20 protein-coding genes and 1 tRNA gene are annotated in these 19,691 nt (G+C 60.4%); 12 read left to right on the forward strand and 9 right to left on the reverse strand.

Annotation, left to right across the window (positions count from 1 at the left end; genetic code table 11):
- Positions 1-84 precede the first annotated feature (84 nt).
- Entirely contained in the window at positions 85-819 is a 735-nt protein-coding gene (locus tag BOA8489_RS01465) for a PAS domain-containing protein (protein WP_176440171.1), read from the forward strand.
- A gap of 69 nt (positions 820-888) precedes the next feature.
- On the opposite strand, the gene BOA8489_RS01470 is transcribed toward BOA8489_RS01465, so the two are convergent.
- Positions 889-2,259, reverse strand: a complete 1,371-nt coding sequence (locus tag BOA8489_RS01470) for a class II 3-deoxy-7-phosphoheptulonate synthase (RefSeq protein ID WP_093972195.1) — start codon at positions 2,257-2,259, stop codon at positions 889-891.
- A 196-nt stretch (positions 2,260-2,455) separates the two neighbouring features.
- Here BOA8489_RS01470 and BOA8489_RS01475 point away from each other — a divergent pair, with 196 nt between their 5' ends.
- Positions 2,456-3,463 (forward strand): GlxA family transcriptional regulator, encoded by a 1,008-nt coding sequence (locus BOA8489_RS01475; protein ID WP_093972196.1) that lies wholly within the window; start codon positions 2,456-2,458, stop codon positions 3,461-3,463.
- 79 nt (positions 3,464-3,542) lie between these two features.
- On the opposite strand, the gene BOA8489_RS01480 is transcribed toward BOA8489_RS01475, so the two are convergent.
- Complete coding sequence (locus tag BOA8489_RS01480) at positions 3,543-4,628, reverse strand: PQQ-dependent sugar dehydrogenase (protein ID WP_093972197.1); 1,086 nt, start codon at positions 4,626-4,628, stop codon at positions 3,543-3,545.
- 167 nt (positions 4,629-4,795) lie between these two features.
- Between BOA8489_RS01480 and BOA8489_RS01485 the strand changes: the two genes are divergently transcribed.
- From BOA8489_RS01485 to BOA8489_RS01515, 7 genes are all read left to right on the forward strand, one after another.
- A complete protein-coding gene (locus BOA8489_RS01485; protein WP_093972198.1) occupies positions 4,796-5,989 on the forward strand; it encodes an ABC transporter substrate-binding protein in 1,194 nt (397 codons plus the stop codon).
- A gap of 81 nt (positions 5,990-6,070) precedes the next feature.
- Positions 6,071-6,859, forward strand: a complete 789-nt coding sequence (locus BOA8489_RS01490) for an ABC transporter ATP-binding protein (protein WP_093972199.1) — start codon at positions 6,071-6,073, stop codon at positions 6,857-6,859.
- A complete protein-coding gene (locus tag BOA8489_RS01495; protein ID WP_093972200.1) occupies positions 6,856-7,437 on the forward strand; it encodes a hypothetical protein in 582 nt (193 codons plus the stop codon). Before BOA8489_RS01490 ends, BOA8489_RS01495 begins: the two co-directional genes overlap by 4 nt.
- Positions 7,434-8,267, forward strand: a complete 834-nt coding sequence (locus BOA8489_RS01500; RefSeq protein ID WP_093972201.1) for an ABC transporter ATP-binding protein — start codon at positions 7,434-7,436, stop codon at positions 8,265-8,267. Before BOA8489_RS01495 ends, BOA8489_RS01500 begins: the two co-directional genes overlap by 4 nt.
- A 160-nt stretch (positions 8,268-8,427) precedes the next feature.
- Positions 8,428-8,838, forward strand: a complete 411-nt coding sequence (locus tag BOA8489_RS01505; RefSeq protein ID WP_093972202.1) for a hypothetical protein — start codon at positions 8,428-8,430, stop codon at positions 8,836-8,838.
- Between the two features lie 58 nt (positions 8,839-8,896).
- Positions 8,897-9,907 (forward strand): branched-chain amino acid ABC transporter permease, encoded by a 1,011-nt coding sequence (locus tag BOA8489_RS01510; RefSeq protein WP_093972483.1) that lies wholly within the window; start codon positions 8,897-8,899, stop codon positions 9,905-9,907.
- Positions 9,904-11,208, forward strand: coding sequence for a branched-chain amino acid ABC transporter permease (locus BOA8489_RS01515; RefSeq protein ID WP_093972203.1), 1,305 nt, complete (start codon positions 9,904-9,906; stop codon positions 11,206-11,208). The genes BOA8489_RS01510 and BOA8489_RS01515 overlap by 4 nt, the downstream gene beginning before the upstream one ends.
- A gap of 109 nt (positions 11,209-11,317) precedes the next feature.
- On the opposite strand, the gene BOA8489_RS01520 is transcribed toward BOA8489_RS01515, so the two are convergent.
- The 6 genes from BOA8489_RS01520 to ypfJ form a co-directional block, all read right to left on the reverse strand.
- On the reverse strand, positions 11,318-11,902 hold the full coding sequence (locus BOA8489_RS01520) for a Hint domain-containing protein (RefSeq protein ID WP_093972204.1): 585 nt from the start codon (positions 11,900-11,902) through the stop codon (positions 11,318-11,320).
- 592 nt (positions 11,903-12,494) lie between these two features.
- Positions 12,495-13,520, reverse strand: a complete 1,026-nt coding sequence (locus BOA8489_RS01525; protein ID WP_176440172.1) for an ATP-binding cassette domain-containing protein — start codon at positions 13,518-13,520, stop codon at positions 12,495-12,497.
- Complete coding sequence (modB, locus tag BOA8489_RS01530; protein ID WP_093972206.1) at positions 13,513-14,184, reverse strand: molybdate ABC transporter permease subunit; 672 nt, start codon at positions 14,182-14,184, stop codon at positions 13,513-13,515. The genes BOA8489_RS01525 and modB overlap by 8 nt, the downstream gene beginning before the upstream one ends.
- Positions 14,181-14,903, reverse strand: coding sequence for a molybdate ABC transporter substrate-binding protein (gene modA, locus BOA8489_RS01535; protein WP_093972207.1), 723 nt, complete (start codon positions 14,901-14,903; stop codon positions 14,181-14,183). Before modA ends, modB begins: the two co-directional genes overlap by 4 nt.
- Before the next feature lie 361 nt (positions 14,904-15,264).
- Positions 15,265-15,349, reverse strand: a tRNA-Leu gene (locus BOA8489_RS01540).
- Positions 15,350-15,392: 43 nt separating this feature from the next.
- Complete coding sequence (gene ypfJ, locus BOA8489_RS01545; RefSeq protein WP_093972208.1) at positions 15,393-16,241, reverse strand: KPN_02809 family neutral zinc metallopeptidase; 849 nt, start codon at positions 16,239-16,241, stop codon at positions 15,393-15,395.
- 180 nt (positions 16,242-16,421) lie between these two features.
- Between ypfJ and BOA8489_RS01550 the strand changes: the two genes are divergently transcribed.
- The 3 genes from BOA8489_RS01550 to BOA8489_RS01560 all read left to right on the forward strand — a co-directional run bounded on the left by BOA8489_RS01550 (position 16,422) and on the right by BOA8489_RS01560 (position 18,928).
- On the forward strand, positions 16,422-17,036 hold the full coding sequence (locus BOA8489_RS01550; protein ID WP_093972209.1) for an exopolysaccharide biosynthesis protein: 615 nt from the start codon (positions 16,422-16,424) through the stop codon (positions 17,034-17,036).
- Positions 17,033-17,500 (forward strand): disulfide bond formation protein B, encoded by a 468-nt coding sequence (locus BOA8489_RS01555; RefSeq protein WP_093972210.1) that lies wholly within the window; start codon positions 17,033-17,035, stop codon positions 17,498-17,500. The genes BOA8489_RS01550 and BOA8489_RS01555 overlap by 4 nt, the downstream gene beginning before the upstream one ends.
- 183 nt (positions 17,501-17,683) lie before the next feature.
- Positions 17,684-18,928, forward strand: a complete 1,245-nt coding sequence (locus BOA8489_RS01560) for a serine/threonine-protein kinase (RefSeq protein ID WP_093972211.1) — start codon at positions 17,684-17,686, stop codon at positions 18,926-18,928.
- Between the two features lie 419 nt (positions 18,929-19,347).
- Here the strand turns inward: BOA8489_RS01560 and BOA8489_RS01565 are convergent, their stop codons facing one another.
- Complete coding sequence (locus tag BOA8489_RS01565; RefSeq protein ID WP_093972212.1) at positions 19,348-19,617, reverse strand: usg protein; 270 nt, start codon at positions 19,615-19,617, stop codon at positions 19,348-19,350.
- Positions 19,618-19,691 lie beyond the last annotated feature (74 nt).

The raw sequence follows: 19,691 nt of genomic DNA on the forward strand, positions 1-19,691 counted from the left end.
CGCCCCGCGCTTTCTGGCATAGTCGAAATGTGGGTAACAGAGAGGGTCGGAGCGAACAATACGCGCTCCGGGAAAGCGTGGCAGATGACATATCGCGAAAACGACGGCAGCGGACCTGCCGGTGACGGCGACCCGATTGTTGAACTGACGGCCTTTCGGGGCCGCCAGCTGCGCCCGATTCTGGCACAGGTCGAAGCGCATTGGGAAGACATCCGCGGGCGGCGTCTCGTGCCGGCCCGCAGCGAAGTCGAGCCGCGCGCATTGCAAGGCACACTTGCACATGTATTTGTTCTTGAACGTATTTCGACAGGTTTAGGGCGGTTTCGCATTGCGGGCTCACATCTGAACAACCTCATGGGCACCGAAGTGCGCGGCCTGCCCGTTTCCGCCATTTTCGAGCCGGGATCCCGCGAAAAACTGGCGGATGCGATGCAGGCGGTCTTTGACGACCCCTCGGTCGTGCGCCTTGAACTTTGTGCCGCAAAAGGGTTTGGCCGGGCCGAACTTTCGGGCGACATGATGCTGATGCCGCTCAGAAGCGATCTGGGCGAAATCAGCCGCGCCCTCGGCGTGGTGGTCATGTCCGGCAACGTGGGTCGCACGCCGCGCAAACTTGAAATCCTCCGTCAGGCGCGCCGCGGCCTTGTCGGCTATTCGGGTGAAGACATCACGCAATTGCGCGGCAAATCCGAAACCGACGAACAATTCCGGCCCCAGCGCAGGCCGCTTGCCCCTCTCCAGTCACCAGTGCAGTCGGGCGCACGTGCAAAGGCCCCGCATCTGAGACTGGTCGCAGGCAACACCCGCGAACACTCCTGATCCGACCGGGGTGCATCAAAAAAGGCCCGCTTGTGACAACGGGCCTTCTTTTATTTTCGAGTTAGGATCTTAACCGACTGCTGCGGCCGCCGCCTCGGCGCGACGCGCGCTCAGTTCTTCGGCCACCAGGAACGCCAACTCCAAAGCCTGCGAGGCGTTCAGACGCGGATCGCACGCGGTATGATATCGATCCGACAAATCCTCGTCGCTGACCGCCCGAACACCGCCGGTGCATTCGGTCACATCCTGACCTGTCATCTCGAAATGCACGCCACCCGGCACGGTGCCCTCTGCGCTATGCACCTGAAAGAACTCGCGCACTTCGCGCAACACGCTTTCGAAAGGTCGCGTCTTGTACCCGGTCGAGGACTTGATCGTGTTGCCGTGCATAGGGTCACAAGACCAAAGCACATTCGCGCCTTCTTCCTTCACCGTTTTCACCAGTCGCGGCAGGTGATCGCCGACGCTGCCTGCGCCAAAACGCGCAATCAGCGTCAACCGCCCGGCTTCGTTCTTCGGATTCAGCTTGGACATAAGAACCTTCAGATCCTCGGCCGTAGTCGTCGGACCACACTTCAGACCAATCGGGTTTTGCACACCGCTGGCAAATTCCACATGCGCACCGTCCGGCTGACGCGTACGATCCCCGATCCAGATCATATGCCCCGAGCCCGCAAGCCACTGACCGGACGTCGAGTCGATGCGGGTCAGCGCCTCTTCATACTCTAGAAGCAAGGCTTCATGGCTGGTGTAGAAATCGACCTGGCTCAATTCGTGGTTCGTCTCGCCTGTCATGCCGGCTGCGGCCATGAAGTCGATCGTGTCCTGAATACGGTTCGCCATATCGAGATACCGCTCGGCATCGGCGCCTTCGGCAAATCCAAGCGTCCAGCTGTGCACACGATGCACATCCGCAAAACCACCCTTCGAGAAGGCGCGCAAAAGGTTCAGCGTCGCCGCCGCCTGCGTATAGGCGCGCAACATCTTGTCGGGGTTGGGAATGCGGGCCTCAGGCGTGAAGTCCAGTTCGTTCACGATGTCGCCGCGGTAAGACGGCAATTCCACACCGTTCTTCACTTCGGTCGGGGCCGAGCGCGGCTTGGCGAACTGACCCGCCATACGGCCGACTTTCACCACCGGCACTTTCGCGCCATAGGTCAGGACCATCGCCATTTGCAACATTACCTTGAACGTGTCGCGAATGTTGTCGGCCGAAAACTCCGCAAAGCTCTCGGCGCAGTCGCCGCCCTGCAAGAGAAACGCTTCTCCGCGCGCTGCCGCGCCCAGTTCGCGCTTCAGACGACGCGCTTCACCGGCAAAAACCAAGGGCGGATAAGACGCCAGCCGCGCCTCGACCTCGGCCAATGCGGCCGCATCCACATACTCGGGCATTTGCACCCGTGGTTTTGCACGCCATCCGGTTTTCTGCCAATCGCTCATCTGTTCGTCCTCGAAACAACAATATCCACATTGCGAGAGAGGCTTATAGGGCAGCGCGCCAAGCTTGAAAACCGGGATTTCGCGGCCAAGCCGCCCCGTTTACGACAAAATCGGTCGGATTTTGAATGCCCGCTCCCTTGCCGCGCATGTCGAAATGGTGTTTCGCTGTTAAGACAAATGCGATGGGAAGCATCCAATGGACGACGCAACAGTCCAGACAATCGAAATCGATACCAAAGGGCGCAAGCCGCGCCGCTTTGTATTTGTATTGCTCGATCAGTTCACTCTGCTGTGCTTTGCCTGTGCGATCGAAAGCTTGCGTATCGCGAACCGCATGTCGGGTCAGAAGCTCTATGAATGGACGATTGTCGGCGAAGGAGGCGATACGGCGGCAAGTTCGTCGGGGACGGCTTTCAAGCTCGACAGCGACCTTGAAGAGGTGGGGCGCGAAGATACGGTTGTTCTGTGCGGCGGCATTGACGTGGCCAAAGCGACGACGAAGCGGTTGCTCAACTGGGTGCGCCGGGAATCGCGGCGCGGCGTCAGCATGGGCGGACTTTGCACGGCGGGGTATTCGCTTGCCAAGGCCGGGCTACTGGACGGCAAACGCGCGACGATCCACTGGGAGAACCAAGACAGCTTCATCGAGGAATTCGAAGACGTCACCCTGACGAAATCCGTTTTCGTTGTTGATGGCTCGACCTTTACGACCGCCGGCGGCACTGCCTCGATCGACCTGATGCTGAAATTTATCGCCGATGACCATGGCGAGGCTTTGGCCAGCGCGGTTGCCGATCAGCTGATCTATACGACCATCCGCACCGACCAGGACACCCAGCGCTTGTCCGTGCCTACGCGCATCGGCGTGCGTCACCCGAAGCTGTCCGCGGTGATCCAGATGATGGAAGCTAATATCGAAGAGCCGATCAGCCCATCAATCCTTGCCAAAGATGTGGGCATGTCGACGCGCCAGCTTGAGCGGTTGTTTCGCCGGTATCTGAACCGCAGCCCCAAGCGGTACTATATGGAACTGCGATTGCAAAAAGCACGCAATCTGCTGATGCAGACCGATATGAGCGTGATCAACGTTGCACTGGCCTGTGGGTTCGCCTCGCCATCGCATTTCTCGAAATGCTATCGCGCGCAATACAACACCACCCCCTACCGCGAGCGCGGCGCACAAGCCGCGCGCCTGTCGATCTGATCCAGAAGCCGCGCCTTTCGGCGCGACACGATGTTTTGGCCGCCTCCGGCGGGGATATTTGAACCAAAAAGAAAGCCGGTCAGTTCGGGGTCATTCGATACAGTGTGCCGTTGCCGACGCTGAGAAACCAGATCGCGCCGTCCGGACCTTCGCGCAGATCCCGCACGCGCAGGGTTTCGTCGGAGCTGAGTTGTTCGACTTCATCGAGGGGGGAGCCTGCAAGGCGCGCGATGTAGTCGAATTTCAGTGATCCGACCAGTATGTCCCCGCGCCATTCGGGCCAGAGCGCACCGGAATAGACCATCATGCCGGAGGGCGCCATGGACGGATCCCAATAGAAGGCGGGTTGTTCCATTCCCGCCTTGGCCGTGCCTTCTCCGATCGAGCGGCCCGAATAATGCTTGCCATAGGAAATGACCGGCCAGCCGTAGTTGGCGCCTTTCTTGATGCGGTTGATCTCGTCACCGCCGCGTGCGCCGTGTTCGACAACCAGAAGCCCTCCGTCCAGATCAAGCGCCGCGCCCTGCGGGTTGCGATGGCCGTAGCTCCAGATTTCGGGCTGCGCCGAGGGGCTGGTGACGTAGGGATTGGTGTTGGGCACGCTGCCGTCGCGAGCGATTCGCACCACTGTTCCGGTTTCGATGCCGAGATCCTGCGCAGAATCGCGATCGCCGCGATCCCCGATCGTCAGAAACAACGTGCCGTCTGGGGCTTCGACGATGCGCGATCCGAAGTGTTGACCACCAGAGGTTCCGGGCTCCATTTCGAAAATTGTCGTCACGTCGCTGAGGCTGCGTCCGTCCGGCGAAAGGCGTGCGCGCATCAGAGCCGTCCCGGCGCCGCGCCCCTGCGGTTTGGCGTAACTCATGAAGATCTCGCGCGAGCGGGCGAAATCACGGGGCACCAGAAGATCGAGCAGCCCGCCCTGCCCAACGTCCGCGATCTCGGGCAAACCAGTTATCTCGGTCACTGCATCACCCACCAGCAAGAGTTTGCCCTCACGTTCGGTGATCAGCACCCGTCCATCCGGAAGAAAGCCGAAGGCCCAAGGCTGATCGAGCCCGTTCACAATGGGATCGACCCGAATCGTGCCGGATAATGCCTGAAGGGCCACCGCCGTCTGTCCAGCGAGGCACAGTGCAAGAACCGCAAGAAGTCTGAGCATGTCGCTCCCCTTTGTACCGTTTGCTCTGAGATAATCACCAAAGCGCGTCAGGCCACAATTTTCACGCGCTTTTTACCCTACGGAACCTTGCCAAAGCCCCCTTTTCATTCTGATTTTCAGGAGTATTGTCGTGATCAGAACGAAAGTTCATATCAGGGAGTGAAAGAATGAAAAAACTACTTTTGGCAACCGCCGCAACTGCGTTGTGCACAAGCACTGCCTTTGCCGCCAGTCATGCTGAAGAAATCAAGATCGGTATCATCCTCGGCTTCACCGGCCCACTTGAATCGCTGACACAGCAGATGGCTGGCGGCGCGGAAGTGGCGATCGCCGAAGTGAACGCCAGTGGTGCATTGCTTGGCGGCGCAACCGTCACAGGCATCCGCGGTGACTCGACCTGCATCGACGCCGCGGCCGCCACTTCGGTCGCGGAACAGCAGATCACCGGTGATGGCGTGAACGCGATCATGGGCGCGGATTGTTCGGGCGTTACGGGCGCGATCCTGCAGAACGTGGCCGTTCCGAACGGCATCGTGATGATTTCACCATCCGCAACATCGCCCGGCCTGTCGACAGCCGAAGACAACGGCCTGTTCTTCCGCACATCGCCATCGGATGCCCGTCAGGGTGTCGTGATGACCGAAGTTCTGCTTGAGCAGGGCATCACCGAAGTTGCTGTGACCTACACGAACAACGACTACGGCAAGGGTCTGGCCGACGCATTCCAGGCGGCTTACGAAGAAGCCGGTGGCACCGTGACGATCAACGCAGCCCACGAAGACGGCAAGGCGGACTATTCTGCTGAAGTCGGCGCTCTGGCGTCTGCGGGCGGTCAGCGTCTGGTCGTGGCCGGATACGTCGATCAGGGTGGCTCGGGCATCGTGCGCGCAGCTCTTGATTCTGGCGCATTCGACACGTTCCACTTCCCGGACGGCATGATCTCCGCCGCTCTGGAAGCGAACTTCGGTTCCGAGATTGACGGCTCGTCCGGTCAGCACCCCGGCACCGACAGCGAAGGCGCTGCAATGTTCGTCGAAATGGTTGGCGACGCGTTTGATGCGACATCACCGTTCGCACCGGAAAGCTACGACGCGGCAGCGCTCATCATGCTGGCCATGCAGGCCGCTGGTTCGTCTGACTCGGCTGAGTTCAAGAACGAAGTGATGAACGTGGCCAACGCACCGGGCGAGCAAATCTTCCCCGGCGAGCTTGAAAAAGCGCTGAAGATCCTCGCTGAAGGCGGCGAGATCGACTATGTCGGCGCAACCGCTGTCGAACTGATCGGACCCGGTGAAAGTGCCGGCAACTACCGTCAGATCGAAGTCAAAGACGGCGCGATCTCGACGGTCGGTTACCGCTGATCTCACTTAAATGAGGGTGGCCCGGGCGCAAGCTCTGGGCCACCCTCACTTTATCAGACTGACGCGGGGCACATCGACGAAATGATCAAGGTCCAGGATCTGCACAAGCACTTCGGTGGCTTTCACGCCGTAGATGGTGCCACGCTTGAAATCGCCGAAGGCTCGATCACGGGATTGGTTGGCCCGAACGGTGCCGGCAAAACCACCCTTTTCAATGTCATCGCAGGCCGCCTGCCGCCCACCAGCGGCACAGTCACGATGATGGGCGAAGACATTACCGGCCTGCCACCTCACGATCTGTTCCACAAAGGCCTGCTGCGAACCTTCCAGATCGCCCATGAATTCGGCTCGATGACCGTCCGCGAGAACCTGATGATGGTTCCGGGCGACCAGTCCGGCGAAGCCATATGGAACACTTGGTTCGGCCGCAAAAAAATCATCGAAGACGAGCGCGCTTTGTTGAAGAAGGCCGACGAAGTCCTTGAATTCCTTACAATTGATCACTTGAAAGACGAAAAGGCAGGCAACCTTTCCGGTGGCCAGAAAAAGCTTCTGGAGCTTGGCCGCACCATGATGGTCGACGCACGGATCGTCTTCCTCGACGAAGTCGGCGCTGGCGTGAACCGCACGCTCCTGAACACCATCGCCGACGCGATCAAACGCCTCAACGAAGAACGCGGCTATACCTTCTGTGTCATCGAACACGACATGGAGTTCATTGGCCGCCTCTGCGATCCGGTCATCGTCATGGCTGAAGGCAAGGTCCTCGCGGAAGGCACCATGGCCGAAATCAAGGCCAACGAACAGGTGATCGAAGCCTACCTCGGCACGGGCCTGAAAAACAAAGTCAAAGAAGAGGCCGGCGCGTGACCCCATCCGCAATTGGCCTCACGCTTCTAGTCCTAGGCGCGACACCGCTTTCTGCGGCGGCCAGCAGCGCAGCACGCAATGGCGCCTGTTTCGACTTCTTTGAGAAAACCGCGCGATACTGCGCGCCACCACTGGCCGAGTTGGTCAATTTCGAAGTGACCGAGAAAACGCTTTGGGCAGGCTACGAAGACGGGCTCGTCAGCTATGTCGTGGAATTCGACGGTCGCAGAGCCGACCTCCCCGTACCTCAGGACATCGACACCGCCTTCTCGGAAACCGCCATCGCCAAAGGCATCGCCGGGGTCAACCCGCCGGTAACGGCCCGCGCACTCATGCATGTCAATGACCTCGCGGTGGTCGAAATCGCCGGATCGAATGAAGACCTCAACGCCTTCTTTGTCTATGTTATTTCGCCCACCAGCATCGCGTCTTTCACTGTCGTGGACAACTCGCCCGAGTTTGACGGTCGGCAACTTGACTGGACCAAGGTGCGCAGCGCGCAGCGCTATCGCATCGAACTTGCTGGTCACCCGCTCGCCTCCCTTTCGCCCATCGCCGACATGGAGCTCATCCCATGAGCAAATCCCCCTATCAGGACGCCCGTGGCAACAAGGACGCGTCGATCACCAATCCAAAGGCAGGCGGCACGCTGAAGTCCTATGGCTCCCAAAGCCAAGGCAAGCCCGGGCCACGGGACGGCCAGCCGTATCTCATCGGCGATAAGATGACCGGCGGCTATGGCACCGGCGCAGATATCCTGCACGACTGCACCATTTCGGTGAACGAAGGCGAGATCGCTGTAATCGTCGGCCCCAACGGCGCGGGCAAATCGACCGCGATGAAGGCCGTCTTCGGAATGCTGAACGTGCGCACCGGTGCGGTTCGTCTGGACGGTGAAGACATCACCAATCTCACGCCGCAGGCGCGCGTCGCCAAGGGCATGGCCTTCGTGCCGCAAACCTCGAACATCTTCACGTCGATGACCGTGGAAGAGAACCTCGAAATGGGCGCATTCCTGCGCCGTGACGACATCACCAAGACGATGGAACAGGTCTACGAACTATTCCCGATCCTGCGTGACAAACGCCTTCAGCCCGCAGGCGAACTGTCCGGCGGACAGCGCCAGCAGGTTGCGGTGGGCCGTGCACTGATGACCAAACCACGGCTCTTGATGCTGGACGAACCGACGGCGGGCGTCAGCCCGATCGTCATGGATGAACTCTTTGACCGGATTATCGAAGTTGCGCGCACAGGCATCTCGATCCTTATGGTCGAACAAAACGCGCGGCAGGCGCTCGAGATCGCCGACAAGGGCTATGTGCTGGTGCAGGGGCGCAATGCGTTCACCGACACCGGTAAGGCCCTTCTCGACGACCCGGAAGTCCGCCGCTCTTTCCTGGGAGGATAGCGATGACACGCCACGTCGCCTGCCACCCGGGGATCAACCGCTTCCGCAAGGATGCAAGACGACCGGGCCACTGGGAATAGACCGAAAATGGCACCCTTTGGTTCGTTACAGCGCGGCAAAAAAATGTCGCGCCAAAACAGGGAACCAAGAGGTGTGCTGAATGTTGGAGACAATTTTTGTAATCGCCATGCTGCAAAGTGTTGAAGGTCTGCCAAAGGGAATCCGTTGCGAATTCCCCGCTGCCGATACGGGTGGCAAGCCCGTGCGCGTGGTGCTGGACCCCATGCCATCGCTGAAAGACCAGCCCGGCCTCTATCGCGTCATGATGGAGATCGAGGGCAAGCTGACGCTCAAGGCCGCCGCGCAGCCGATGCATGCAATCGATGAGCGCGCCGTGCTGATCCGCGCCAAGAGTCCGCGTCAGGCCACCGTGACCCTCGGGATGCGCGATGATGGCATGGCCGCTCTTACAATGTCAGCGCCGGGGGCCGAAACACCGGGCGAACAATCCACCCGGATCGGCGCCTGTCGCGGTGCCGACCACTACTTCAATCGTTGGCTGTCCTCATGACGCCGCTGAATGCCCTCAACACGCCCGCACCTTTCGGGACTGGAACGGAAGACCTATGATTGACCTGCTGAACGCCATCGTGGCGCTTGCCAACTTCGTCATCGTGCCCGCCATCGCCTATGGCAGCCAGCTTGCGCTCGGTGCCCTCGGTGTGACGCTGATCTACGGTATCCTGCGGTTCTCGAACTTTGCCCACGGCGACACCATGGCCTTTGGCGCCATGGTCACCATTCTCGCCACATGGGGTCTGCAATCGCTCGGGGTCAACCTCGGCATCTTCCCCACGGCCCTTCTTGCGCTGCCCATCGGCATCGCCGGCACAGCGCTTCTGGTGCTGGCCACGGATAAAATGGTCTATCAATTCTACCGCGAACAAAAAGCCGCCCCGGTAATCCTTGTGATCGTGTCCATGGGTGTGATGTTTATCATGAACGGCCTCGTCCGTTTCATCATCGGCCCCGACGATCAGCGCTTCGCAGACGGCGCGCGCTTCATCATCACAGCGCGTGACTTCAAGGAATTGACCGGGCTGGAAGAAGGCCTTGCGATCAAGTCCACCGCCGCCCTGACCGTGGTTGTGGCGATCATCGTCGTGATGCTGCTGTTCTGGTTCCTCAACAACACGCGCACCGGCAAATCCATGCGCGCGTTTTCCGACAACGAGGACCTCGCTCTGCTCTCCGGCATCAACCCCGAACGCGTGGTGATGATCACATGGATCATCGTCGCCGCGCTGGCCACCACCGCGGGGGTCCTCTACGGCCTCGACAAATCCTTCAAACCCTTCACCTATTTCCAGCTTCTGCTGCCGATCTTCGCCTCCGCCATCGTCGGAGGCCTCGGCAACCCGCTCGGTGCCATCGCAGGCGGCTTCGTCATCGCGTTTTCCGAAGTCACCGTCACCTACGCCTTCAAGAAAGTCGCCGGATATCTCCTGCCCGAAGCCTGGGAACCCGACAGTCTCGTCCAACTTCTGTCCACCGACTACAAATTCGCCGTCAGCTTTGCGATCCTGGTTATCGTCCTCTTGTTCAAGCCGACCGGCCTCTTTTCGGGGAAAGCATTATGACCCTACACCCCCGCGATATCATCCTGTTCTTCGTGGTTTTCGGCCTCATCGCCGCAACCGGCTTCTTCCAAAGTTGGAACGTCGCGCTTGGCATCCTCAACATGGGGCTGATCTCGGCTATCATGGCGCTGGGTGTGAACATGCAATGGGGCTATGCGGGCCTCTTCAACATCGGTGTCATGGGATTTGTGGCACTGGGAGGCCTCGGTGCCGTCCTCGTGTCGATGCCCCCCGTCAATGAAGCCTGGGCCGCCGGCGGCCTTCGCGTCATCGCCGCCATCGCTATCGGCGTGGCGACGATCGTCGCCGCCCTGCAAGGCATGAAACGCCTGCCCAAGGGACGGGTGAATATCCTCGGCGTCATCGGCATCCTGATTGTCGGCTTCTTCATCTACCGCGCGGTGCTCGACCCTGCGACAGCCGCGATCGAAGGCGTGAATCCGGCCGCCACCGGCTACCTCGGCGGCCTCGGCCTGCCAGTTCTTCTGTCCTGGCCCGTCGGCGGCCTCCTCGCCGCAGGAGCCGCCTGGGCCATCGGCAAGACCGCTCTCGGCCTGCGCTCGGACTACCTCGCCATCGCAACCCTCGGCATCGCCGAAATCGTCATCGCGATGATGAAAAACGAAGACTGGCTGAGCCGCGGCGTGAAAAACGTTATCGGCATCCCGCGCCCCGTCCCTTATGAAATCGACCTCCAGAACGACCCCTCCTTCGTCGAGCGCATGACCTCCTGGGGCTTTGACCCGGTCACGGCCTCCTCGATCACCGTGAAACTCGCCTACACCGGCCTGTTCCTTGTCGTCCTGATCATCCTGCTGTGGATGGCGCAGGCGGCCCTCGCTTCGCCCTGGGGCCGTATGATGCGCGCGATCCGCGACAACGAAGACGCGGCCGAAGCCATGGGCAAGGACGTCACGGCCCGCCATTTGCAGATCTTCATCCTCGGATCGGCCGTCTGCGGCCTCGCGGGCGCGATGATGACAACGCTGGACGGCCAACTGACACCCGGCACCTACCAACCACTGCGCTTTACCTTTCTCGTCTGGGTCATGGTCATCGTCGGCGGATCGGGCAACAACTTCGGCGCGGTCCTCGGCGGCTTTCTGATCTGGTACCTCTGGGTCATGGTAGAACCCTTCGGCGCCAGCCTGATCGGCTTCGTGACGTCGGGCATGGCGGACGGCACCTGGCTGAAAGAGCACCTCCTTGAAAGTGCCGCTCATATGCGCCTTCTGACCATGGGGCTGATCCTGCTTCTGGTGCTGCGCTTCAGCCCCCGAGGTCTGATCCCGGAAAGATAACGCGGACTTTTGGATATTCAAGAACAGAAGAAGCCAGCTAAGCCTCCCTCTCTTTTCGGGTCCAGAAAATCCTGGGGGAGCGGCTCTTGAGGCGCGGGGGCAAAGCCCCCTACTGCCGCTCGACGATGTCACGCGCCGGCTTGAACCGAACGGCCGCGCCCATCGTTTCCACTTCCGGAAACAACTCCAGAATCTCGCGGCGTTGCGAATTCCCCAGACCACGCATGATCCGGTCGTCCGGATGAAAGCTTTCGGTCCAGGCGCCGTCCGCCAGGATCACCTCGTGTGACGCGCACAACAGATGAAGATAGCTCACGCCAAGCGTCTTCGCGCGGCGCACCGTCCGCCCGTCGATCAGATGGCGCGCCGCGACCAGTGCCTCGTCACCTTCAATGGTCAGAAAGGACTGTTCGGGCGCAATCAGAAACCGATGCGACGGGCTTACCAGGATGTCCCGGTAGGGCCGCCCCTCCCCCAGGGCGCCGGCGCGCAGAAGGATCGGCGCAAGCGACGGTTCGACCAACAATTCGCTATAGTCCACATCCCGGCGTCCGATCCAGTGGACACGTTGCAGCCCGTTGTCGCGCGTCACCAACCGGTCGCCGCGCCGCAAGGTTTCGACAGGCACTTCTCCGCGCTCGGTACCGATCATCGTGCCCGGTGTGAAACAAGGTGTAATGGGTGAAACGATCATAGAACAAAGCCCCGCTGAGGGGTGAGTTCAGGTCCTCGTTAAAGCCGCTTGGGATAAATGGCGGGAACCGATGCGGATCCCCGTGGTGCCCGGCAACAGGGCAAATAATACACACGAGGAGCACCGATCCCCGCCGCCAACCGGCAGCACTCGATACCCAACCTGCAGAAACGGCCTGCAGGCCATGCGCGGCACCCCCATGCCGCATCACTACCCCCCAGCGAGGTAAAGAAAAGGTAACCGCTCCCCCCGTGTCGCCAAAGGGAAAACGGCGACTTTGAGGCAATCTGTAACAAGTTGCTTGGGGTGAAATCCCAATTGCGGCACACGCTTAGGGCCGCATTTCCCCCTATTGATGCCAATCCGGAAACAGCAGCCAAGATATGAAAGCCCATTTATCCGATAGACTTAAGGATCAAAGGGTCGGAGTTGCGCGGCGATGAGTTGGTCTGATCCGTCGCCGTACCGGAAACACTGACATTTTCGTTATGCCTACAATTCGGCAGAAATTTGTCACAAACTTTCTCGGCACAGTGTTTTCGCGTTCGCATCAATGGAAAGCAAAGCACCGGATTGGTGAGCGGGATTCCGCTTACTTCGTCGAATCAACAACCATCGGTCGCGGCAGCACACGCAAAACCGACATCCAGAGCGTGCGGGCGCTTGGCACGCGCATTACGCCCGGCACCCTCACCGACTGCCCCAAAACGTCCAGAACCGCCTGCCCCTCGGCCCCCGCCGGACGTGTGACCGTCACCGGCAGCACCATGATCGCCGACCCGGCGCCCGGATGATGGACGCTGAAGTGAACGCTCTCGACCGGCAGACCAATCCCAACCGCCTCGCCCGGCAAGGCGCGCAGAGGCAAGGCAATCGAAGCGCCCGGCCCGTCGTCCTCGGCACCATCCAGCCGCACCTCGACACCCGGTCCCGTCTCGGCGACCACATGTGCCGTCAGGCGCATCGGAGGCGTGCGCCACCCGGTGACATGGCCCTGCCCCAACTCCAGAACCCGGTCCGCCAGTGTGACGACTTCGTCGCTGGAATGGCTGACATAAAGCGCCGGTACCCGCGCCTGAGACACCGCTCGCGCGATATAGGGCAGAAACTCGGACTTGCGCTGGCTGTCCAGACCCGTCATCGGTTCGTCCAGAAACAACACCGCCGGGTTCGACGCCAGCGCACGCGCCAAAGCCACTCGCCGCGCTTCACCGCCCGAAAGACCGTCGATCCCGCGGTCCAGCAAGGGTCCCAGCTCCAGAGCCTCGACGATCGCATCAAACGAAGTAACCTCGCATCGTTTCGCACCATACCCGATGTTGCCCGCCACGCTCAGATGCGGAAACAGATGTGGGTCCTGAAACACAAAGCCGATGCGGCGCTCGTGCGCCGGAACATGCCCTCCGGGGCCGTCCCATTCCTTGTTGCAAAACGTGATGCGCCGCTCACCAGCCACGCCCATGTCCAGACCTGCCAGCGCGCGCAAAAGTGATGTCTTGCCGCTGCCCGAGGGACCGACAATCGCCGTTACCCCCTGCATGGGCAGGCTTTCCTGCGCTTCAAGCGTGAACAACGGCCCGCGCCGCAACTTCAGGCGAAAGTGCAACCGGTCAGGCAACGCGCACGCCTCCGCGCCGGTTAAACACATAAACCAGCAACAAAACGCAGAACGAAAACGCCAGCAGGCCCAGCGACAGAACGTGCGCCGTCGCATAATCCAGCGTCTCGACGGCAGTGAAAATCTCGATCGAAATCACGCGTGTGCGGCCCGGAATGTTGCCGCCCACCATCAGGACGACGCCGAATTCGCCCACGGTATGCGCGAAAGTCAAAACCCCTGCCGTAAGGAACCCGCGCCGCGCCAGAGGCAAGGCCACCGTCAGAAACGCATCGCGCGGCGTGGCGCCCAAGGTTCGTGCGGCATCCATGGTCGGCTGCGGCACACTGGCAAATGCCGTCTGAAGGGGTTGCACTGCAAAGGGCAGCGAATAGACCAGCGACGCGATCACCAAACCCGTGAACGAAAACGTCAGCGTGTCACCGGTCACCCTCAACCACAACGCACCGAACGGTGCCGTCGGGCTCATCAGGATCAACAGGTAGAAGCCCAGAACCGTTGGCGGCAGGACCAGCGGCAAGGTGGTGATCGCCTCGACAACCGGTCGCAACTTTGAGCGTGTCGTCGTCAGCCACCACGCCAAAGGCAAGGCCACCGCCAGCAGGATCGCCGTCGTCACGAACGCTAGTTTCAGCGTCAGCCATATGGCGGGCCAGACCGTCATTCCGCAAGATCATAGCCTTTAGCGGCGATGATCTCTGCTGCCGCTTCCGAACTCAGAAACGCCCAGAACGCTGCTGCGGCCGGGTTCGCTTGGCTGCGCGCCAACAAGGCCGCATCCTGCCGGATCGCAGGATATCGCCCGTCCAGTGCGGTGACCTCAGCGGCACCCAAGAGCGGCAGTTGCGCCTCGGCAAGAAACGCGAAATCGGTGTTGCCGGTCACAAAAAGCGTGGCCACCTGCCCAACGTTGGTCACCAGCAAGGGCTGAAACGTCGCTGTATCCAACCGAAGGCTCTCCATCGCCGAAATCGCTGCTGCGCCGTAAGGCGCTACCAACGGATCGGCCAAAGCCACGCGTCGACCCGCAAAAGCCTCGGCGACAGCGCCCGGATCCAACGCCGCCTTCGACACCAGAACCAAACGCCCGAGCGCATAGGTCCTCACATCCGCCGCAAGCCCGGAGGCGGCCAGCAAGCGTGGTCTTTCGGCATCCGCGGACAGGAACACGTCATAAGGCGCGCCCGACACGATCTGCGCATAAAGCGCGCCCGTCGAACCATGCGCCACAACGACCGAATGATCGCTTGTCGCTTCGAATACTTCGGCCAGGTTCTCGGCCGCCGTCAAAAAATTGGAAGCGACCGCCAAAAGAACCTCCTCAGCCAAAGCCGGGCGTGGCAATGCGGCCAAAACGACCAATAGGGAGGCTAGAATTTTCATGCGCCCTTTCAGGCCACGAAGCGGTGAGCTTTGCAAGAGGCAGAGACGCACACATCCCGTCGAATGTGGCCCGATGTCGCAAAATCCGAAGATCCCACCCCAATATGACCGCCTGAACAGCACCTGAAACGCCAAGGTGCTCAGCTGGCGAGCGCATTTGCAAGGATTAGACCATGATGATGTCCTTTCGTGAGGGTGATGCCCACAAGACCGTCAAATGGTAAATAAATCGGCAAGCGAATGTCAGATAATCGTGTGTGCTCTTAGGCGCCAAAAAGCTCTCTACGTTTCTTGCGAAACGACTATCACTTTTCAAACGTTGCTATAGATTTCCGTCGCTTTTTCTTCGCAAAAGCAACGTTGGTGCCCGAGGGGGGAGTCGAACCCCCACGCCTTTTGGGCGGCGGATTTTGAATCCGCTGCGTCTACCATTCCGCCACTCGGGCGCACCATGGCGCTTCATAGCGCGAGTTTTCCGGCTGGAAAAGCCTAAAGACGCGCCGCGCCAAAGGTATCGCACTGGCGCATATCACCCGTTTCAAATCCAGGCGCGAACCAGCGCTCGCGCTGTTCGGATGTGCCGTGGGTAAACGTATGCGGCTGCGGCACGCGCCCCGCATTCCTTTGCAACGTGTCATCCCCGATCTGACGCGCCGCATTCATCGCCTCGGCTATGTCGCCTCGCTCCAATGATCCGAACTGAGCCTGCGCCTCGCGTGCCCAAATCCCCGAAAAGCAATCCGCCTGAAGCTCAATGCGTACCGAAATCGCGTTGGCCTCCGCTTCCGACGACTGCGCACGGACACGGTTGGCCTGCCCCAGAATCCCAAGCTCATTCTGCACGTGATGTGCCACCTCATGCGCCACAACATAAGCCGCCGCAAAGTCCCCACCCGCACCCAAGCGTGTCTCCATCGTGGTGAAAAACGCCGTATCGAGATAGGCCTTCTTGTCGCCGGGACAGTAAAAGGGGCCCGTCGCGCCCGAGGCCCCGCCACAAGGCGACTGCGTCACACCCTTGAACAGAACAAGCGTCACCGGCTGATACGCCTGTTGCACCTGCTCGCGGAAAAGCTTCGCCCAAACCTCCTCGGTATCGGCCAAAGTGACCGACACGAACTGACCCGCGCGTTCATCCGCAGGCGTGATCTCGGTCTCGACCTGCTCCTGCACACCGACGCCCGTGCCCTGCAATAGCGGCGTCACATCCACGCCAAGGAAATACCCGACCCCCAGCACCAGCAGAACGCCCACCAAAGACAACTGCCGCCCGCCACCGCCCCCCATGCGACGACGATCCTCGATGTTTCGGCTGCCCCGCCGCCCCCGCCATTTCATCGCACATGCCCTCGCTTGACCATCACACACTTGAGAGTTTGGCATTCGTTGGCCTTGACGACAACTCCAGAACCATGGCCTAGGTTCCCCAACCAAAAGGCAAAAGCCACGACGACGGCGGTCCGCACCGCAGGCGTTTGGTCAAAAGCCGCAGGCACATCGTGAACAGGAGACGAAAGCGTGGACGCGCGAGCAGAGCAAGACCAGCCGATCTCACACCGGCTCACGACCCTGGCCCAGGATGCCGAGGGCGCGACGGTGACGCTGGACTGGATCCTTGGCCGCCTCCACGAACGCGCCTTCGGACTTTTCCTCCTCGTGCTCGCACTGCCCTGCTGCATTCCGTTTCTCTACGGCATCCCCCAGATCGTGGCCCTGCCGCTGATGTTCGTCGCCACCCAGATCGTCGCCGGACGCACCTCACCATGGCTGCCCGCACGGCTGGGCGCACGCACTGTCACACAAGACAGCCTCGCAAAACTCGCCGAGCGCGCCCGCCCATGGCTTGAAAAGATCGAAGCCCTCAGCCGCCCCAGACTGACAGCACTCACACGCCCGCCCCTCGACCGACTTATCGGGATCGCGCTGGTGATCTTCAGCGCCTCCATCCTCGTGCCGCTGCCGGGAACCAACACGGTACCCGGCTTTGCCGTCGTCATCATCGCCATGGGGCTTTTGCAACGCGACGGGCTCCTCGCTCTGGCGGGCACGCTCATCGGCACCATATGGATCGCAACACTTATCATCGCGGGCGCAACACTCGCCGCCCTGCTCAAAGGCTGGATCGGACTATGACACGCAAAAATCTCATGCTTCTCGCCGCCGCCGGCTCCCTTCTGCTCATCGTAGGCGCATGGGGCTTTCAGATGCTTGGCTTCGCACCTTGCAAACTCTGCCTCTGGCAGCGCTGGCCCCACTATGCAGCCATTGGCATCGGCGTTGCAGTCCTGATCGCCGGCCCCTACCTCCTCCTCGGCCTTGCAGGCGCACTGTCTGCATTGGCGACAGCAGGCATCGGCGCCTATCACACCGGCGTCGAGCGTGGCTGGTGGGAAGGTCCGACGTCGTGCAGCGGAAGCGGAAACGATCTTGCAAGCATGTCGGGCGCAGACCTTCTGTCTCTTGATGCCCCTGTTGAGATCGTCATGTGCGACGAGGTCGCCTGGTCACTCTTCGGCCTCTCCATGGCCAGCTGGAATGTGATTGCCTCGCTGATCATCGCGCAGATTTGGTTCAAATCGCTCACAAAAGACGCCTGAGCCACGCCGAAATATCCAACCCTCAAGAAATTGAATTTAAACACTTAAATAACCGCGGCCCGCCGCGACACCTTGCACGCGCATTCCAATCTTTGCCCCACAATCATCTCAAAACCGACACATTTCAGCGCCAGACGAAACAGAAAGATAAATTAAGTCATTGAAGACAACCATTTGGCGCCGATGACGCATGCAAGACCAGACCCCGAACCAACCGAAACCGTGCCGTCACTTCCGATCGGCACGACCCTGTCGGGTGAGCAGTTCACCATCACCGAACACCTCGGGGCCGGCGGATTCGGCATAACCTACCGCGCCCGCGACAACGTTCTGGGGCGCACCGTCGTCATCAAGGAATGTTACTACGAAGACTTCTGCACCCGCAGCGGCAAAAGCGTCGTCGCCCGCAGCCAGTCCTACGCCAAACCGATCCGCTCGATCGTCAAGATGTTCATGCGCGAAGCCCAAAGCCTCGCCAAGATCCGCCACCCCAACATCGTCGGCGTCCACCGCTCCTTCGAGGAAAACGACACCGCCTACATGGTCCTCGACCTGATCGAAGGCCCCGACCTCTTCGACATCATCGCCAACCCCGTCTCGCCGGCCCGCGTTCAGGACATCCTCACACAACTTCTGGACGCCATCGAAAAGGTCCACGACCTCGACCTCCTCCACCGCGATATCTCGCCTGACAATATCCTGATCGAAAAGACCGGCACCCCGGTCCTGATCGACTTTGGCGCCGCGCGCGCCGAAGCCAGCCGCCACACCCGCGCAATCTCGTCTCTGCTAGTCGTGAAAGACGGCTACTCGCCCCACGAATTCTACGTCACCGGCAGCGACCAGACCCCCAGCAGCGACCTCTATGCGCTGGCAGCCACCTTCTACCACGTGCTGACCGGGCAAGCCCCGCCCAACAGTCAGGCGCGCATGGTTGAAATAGCCGGTCGCCGCCCTGATCCCTGCGTGCCCCTCGCCGGTCGGATCAAAGGCTACGACCAGACGTTCCTGCAAGCCATCGACACCGCCATGCAAATCCATCCCGGCGACCGGCTTCAGACTGCCGCCAGGTGGAAAAGCCTGATCGCTCAAGGCAAGGCCGACACATCGCCCACCGGTCAGCTGCGCGTCTCCAGCAAGGACGTCAGTCTTGATCTTGAACGCTCGCTGACGCGCCTCGTCGAAGAAACCAACGACGAAGTGCGGCGCATCAGTCAACTGCCCGAACCGCCCAAGAACGTTGTCACCCTGCCCGAGCAGCCGGAAACACCGCCCACCGTTCAATCGGGGCGCTTCACGTTCCAGACCGCCGATGAATTGAAGAAACAAGAAGCCGCCGTCACAGCGGCGCGTACCCAAAGATCCATGCGTCTGGTCGCCGGACTTTTGATGTGTTTTGGTCTGGTGTTCTTCTTTTCGGTGCCTTGAAAACCAGACGCTCGCGGCGGGCCCGCCCTCTCATCCAAACGATGGACACACTCGACGTCCGCGCGAAGCGGACTGTCCGCCAAACCCATCCGAATGCCCCGGTCCCGGCAGTGTGAAAACCGCCCTTGGCAAAACACCCGCACTCGCAAGGAAGCCCGGCCAGAGCCTCGTTCCGGCGTTCGCGTCTTATGGAGTTGGAGCGGTTCAGCGGTTTCAGGGAAACTAACGGGACCGACAAACGACCTGTCCAATGGTGCGCAAGGCCTCGATTGCGCTGTGGATCAATATCTAGTGGGTGTTTTGTCGAAATAACGCCATCTCACGGCGATGATGATCCGACTCATTGCCTTAACGACAGACGAACTCTGCGCACGGTCGCACCGACGCGAAACCGACGTTGTACCGACGTTTGGCTGTCGTCAGTGCAAAGTGAACTCTCCGGTCACGTTTCGCCACTCGCCGGGGGCCAGTTCCCGGCGATGCACAAAGCGCACCGAGTGCAGCGGTCCATCCAGCTCATTCTGCCAAAACTCTATGAATTTAAACAGGTTAGGATGATCCGGCGCGATATCGTAGTCCTGCCAGACAAAGCTGTTCAGAACGTTCTGAAAATCCGGGATGCGATAATAAAACTCCGCTGTCGTCAGCCCATAGCCTTTCAACAGCAATTCCGTCTCGGAGACACTCATTCAGACCTCATTTCTGCTCCCACACCTGAAGTCATCCACACAATGAGTTACTTTTCAATAAAAACAGTGTGTTG

The organism is Boseongicola aestuarii, assembly GCF_900184815.1.
Taxonomy (GTDB): domain Bacteria; phylum Pseudomonadota; class Alphaproteobacteria; order Rhodobacterales; family Rhodobacteraceae; genus Boseongicola; species Boseongicola aestuarii.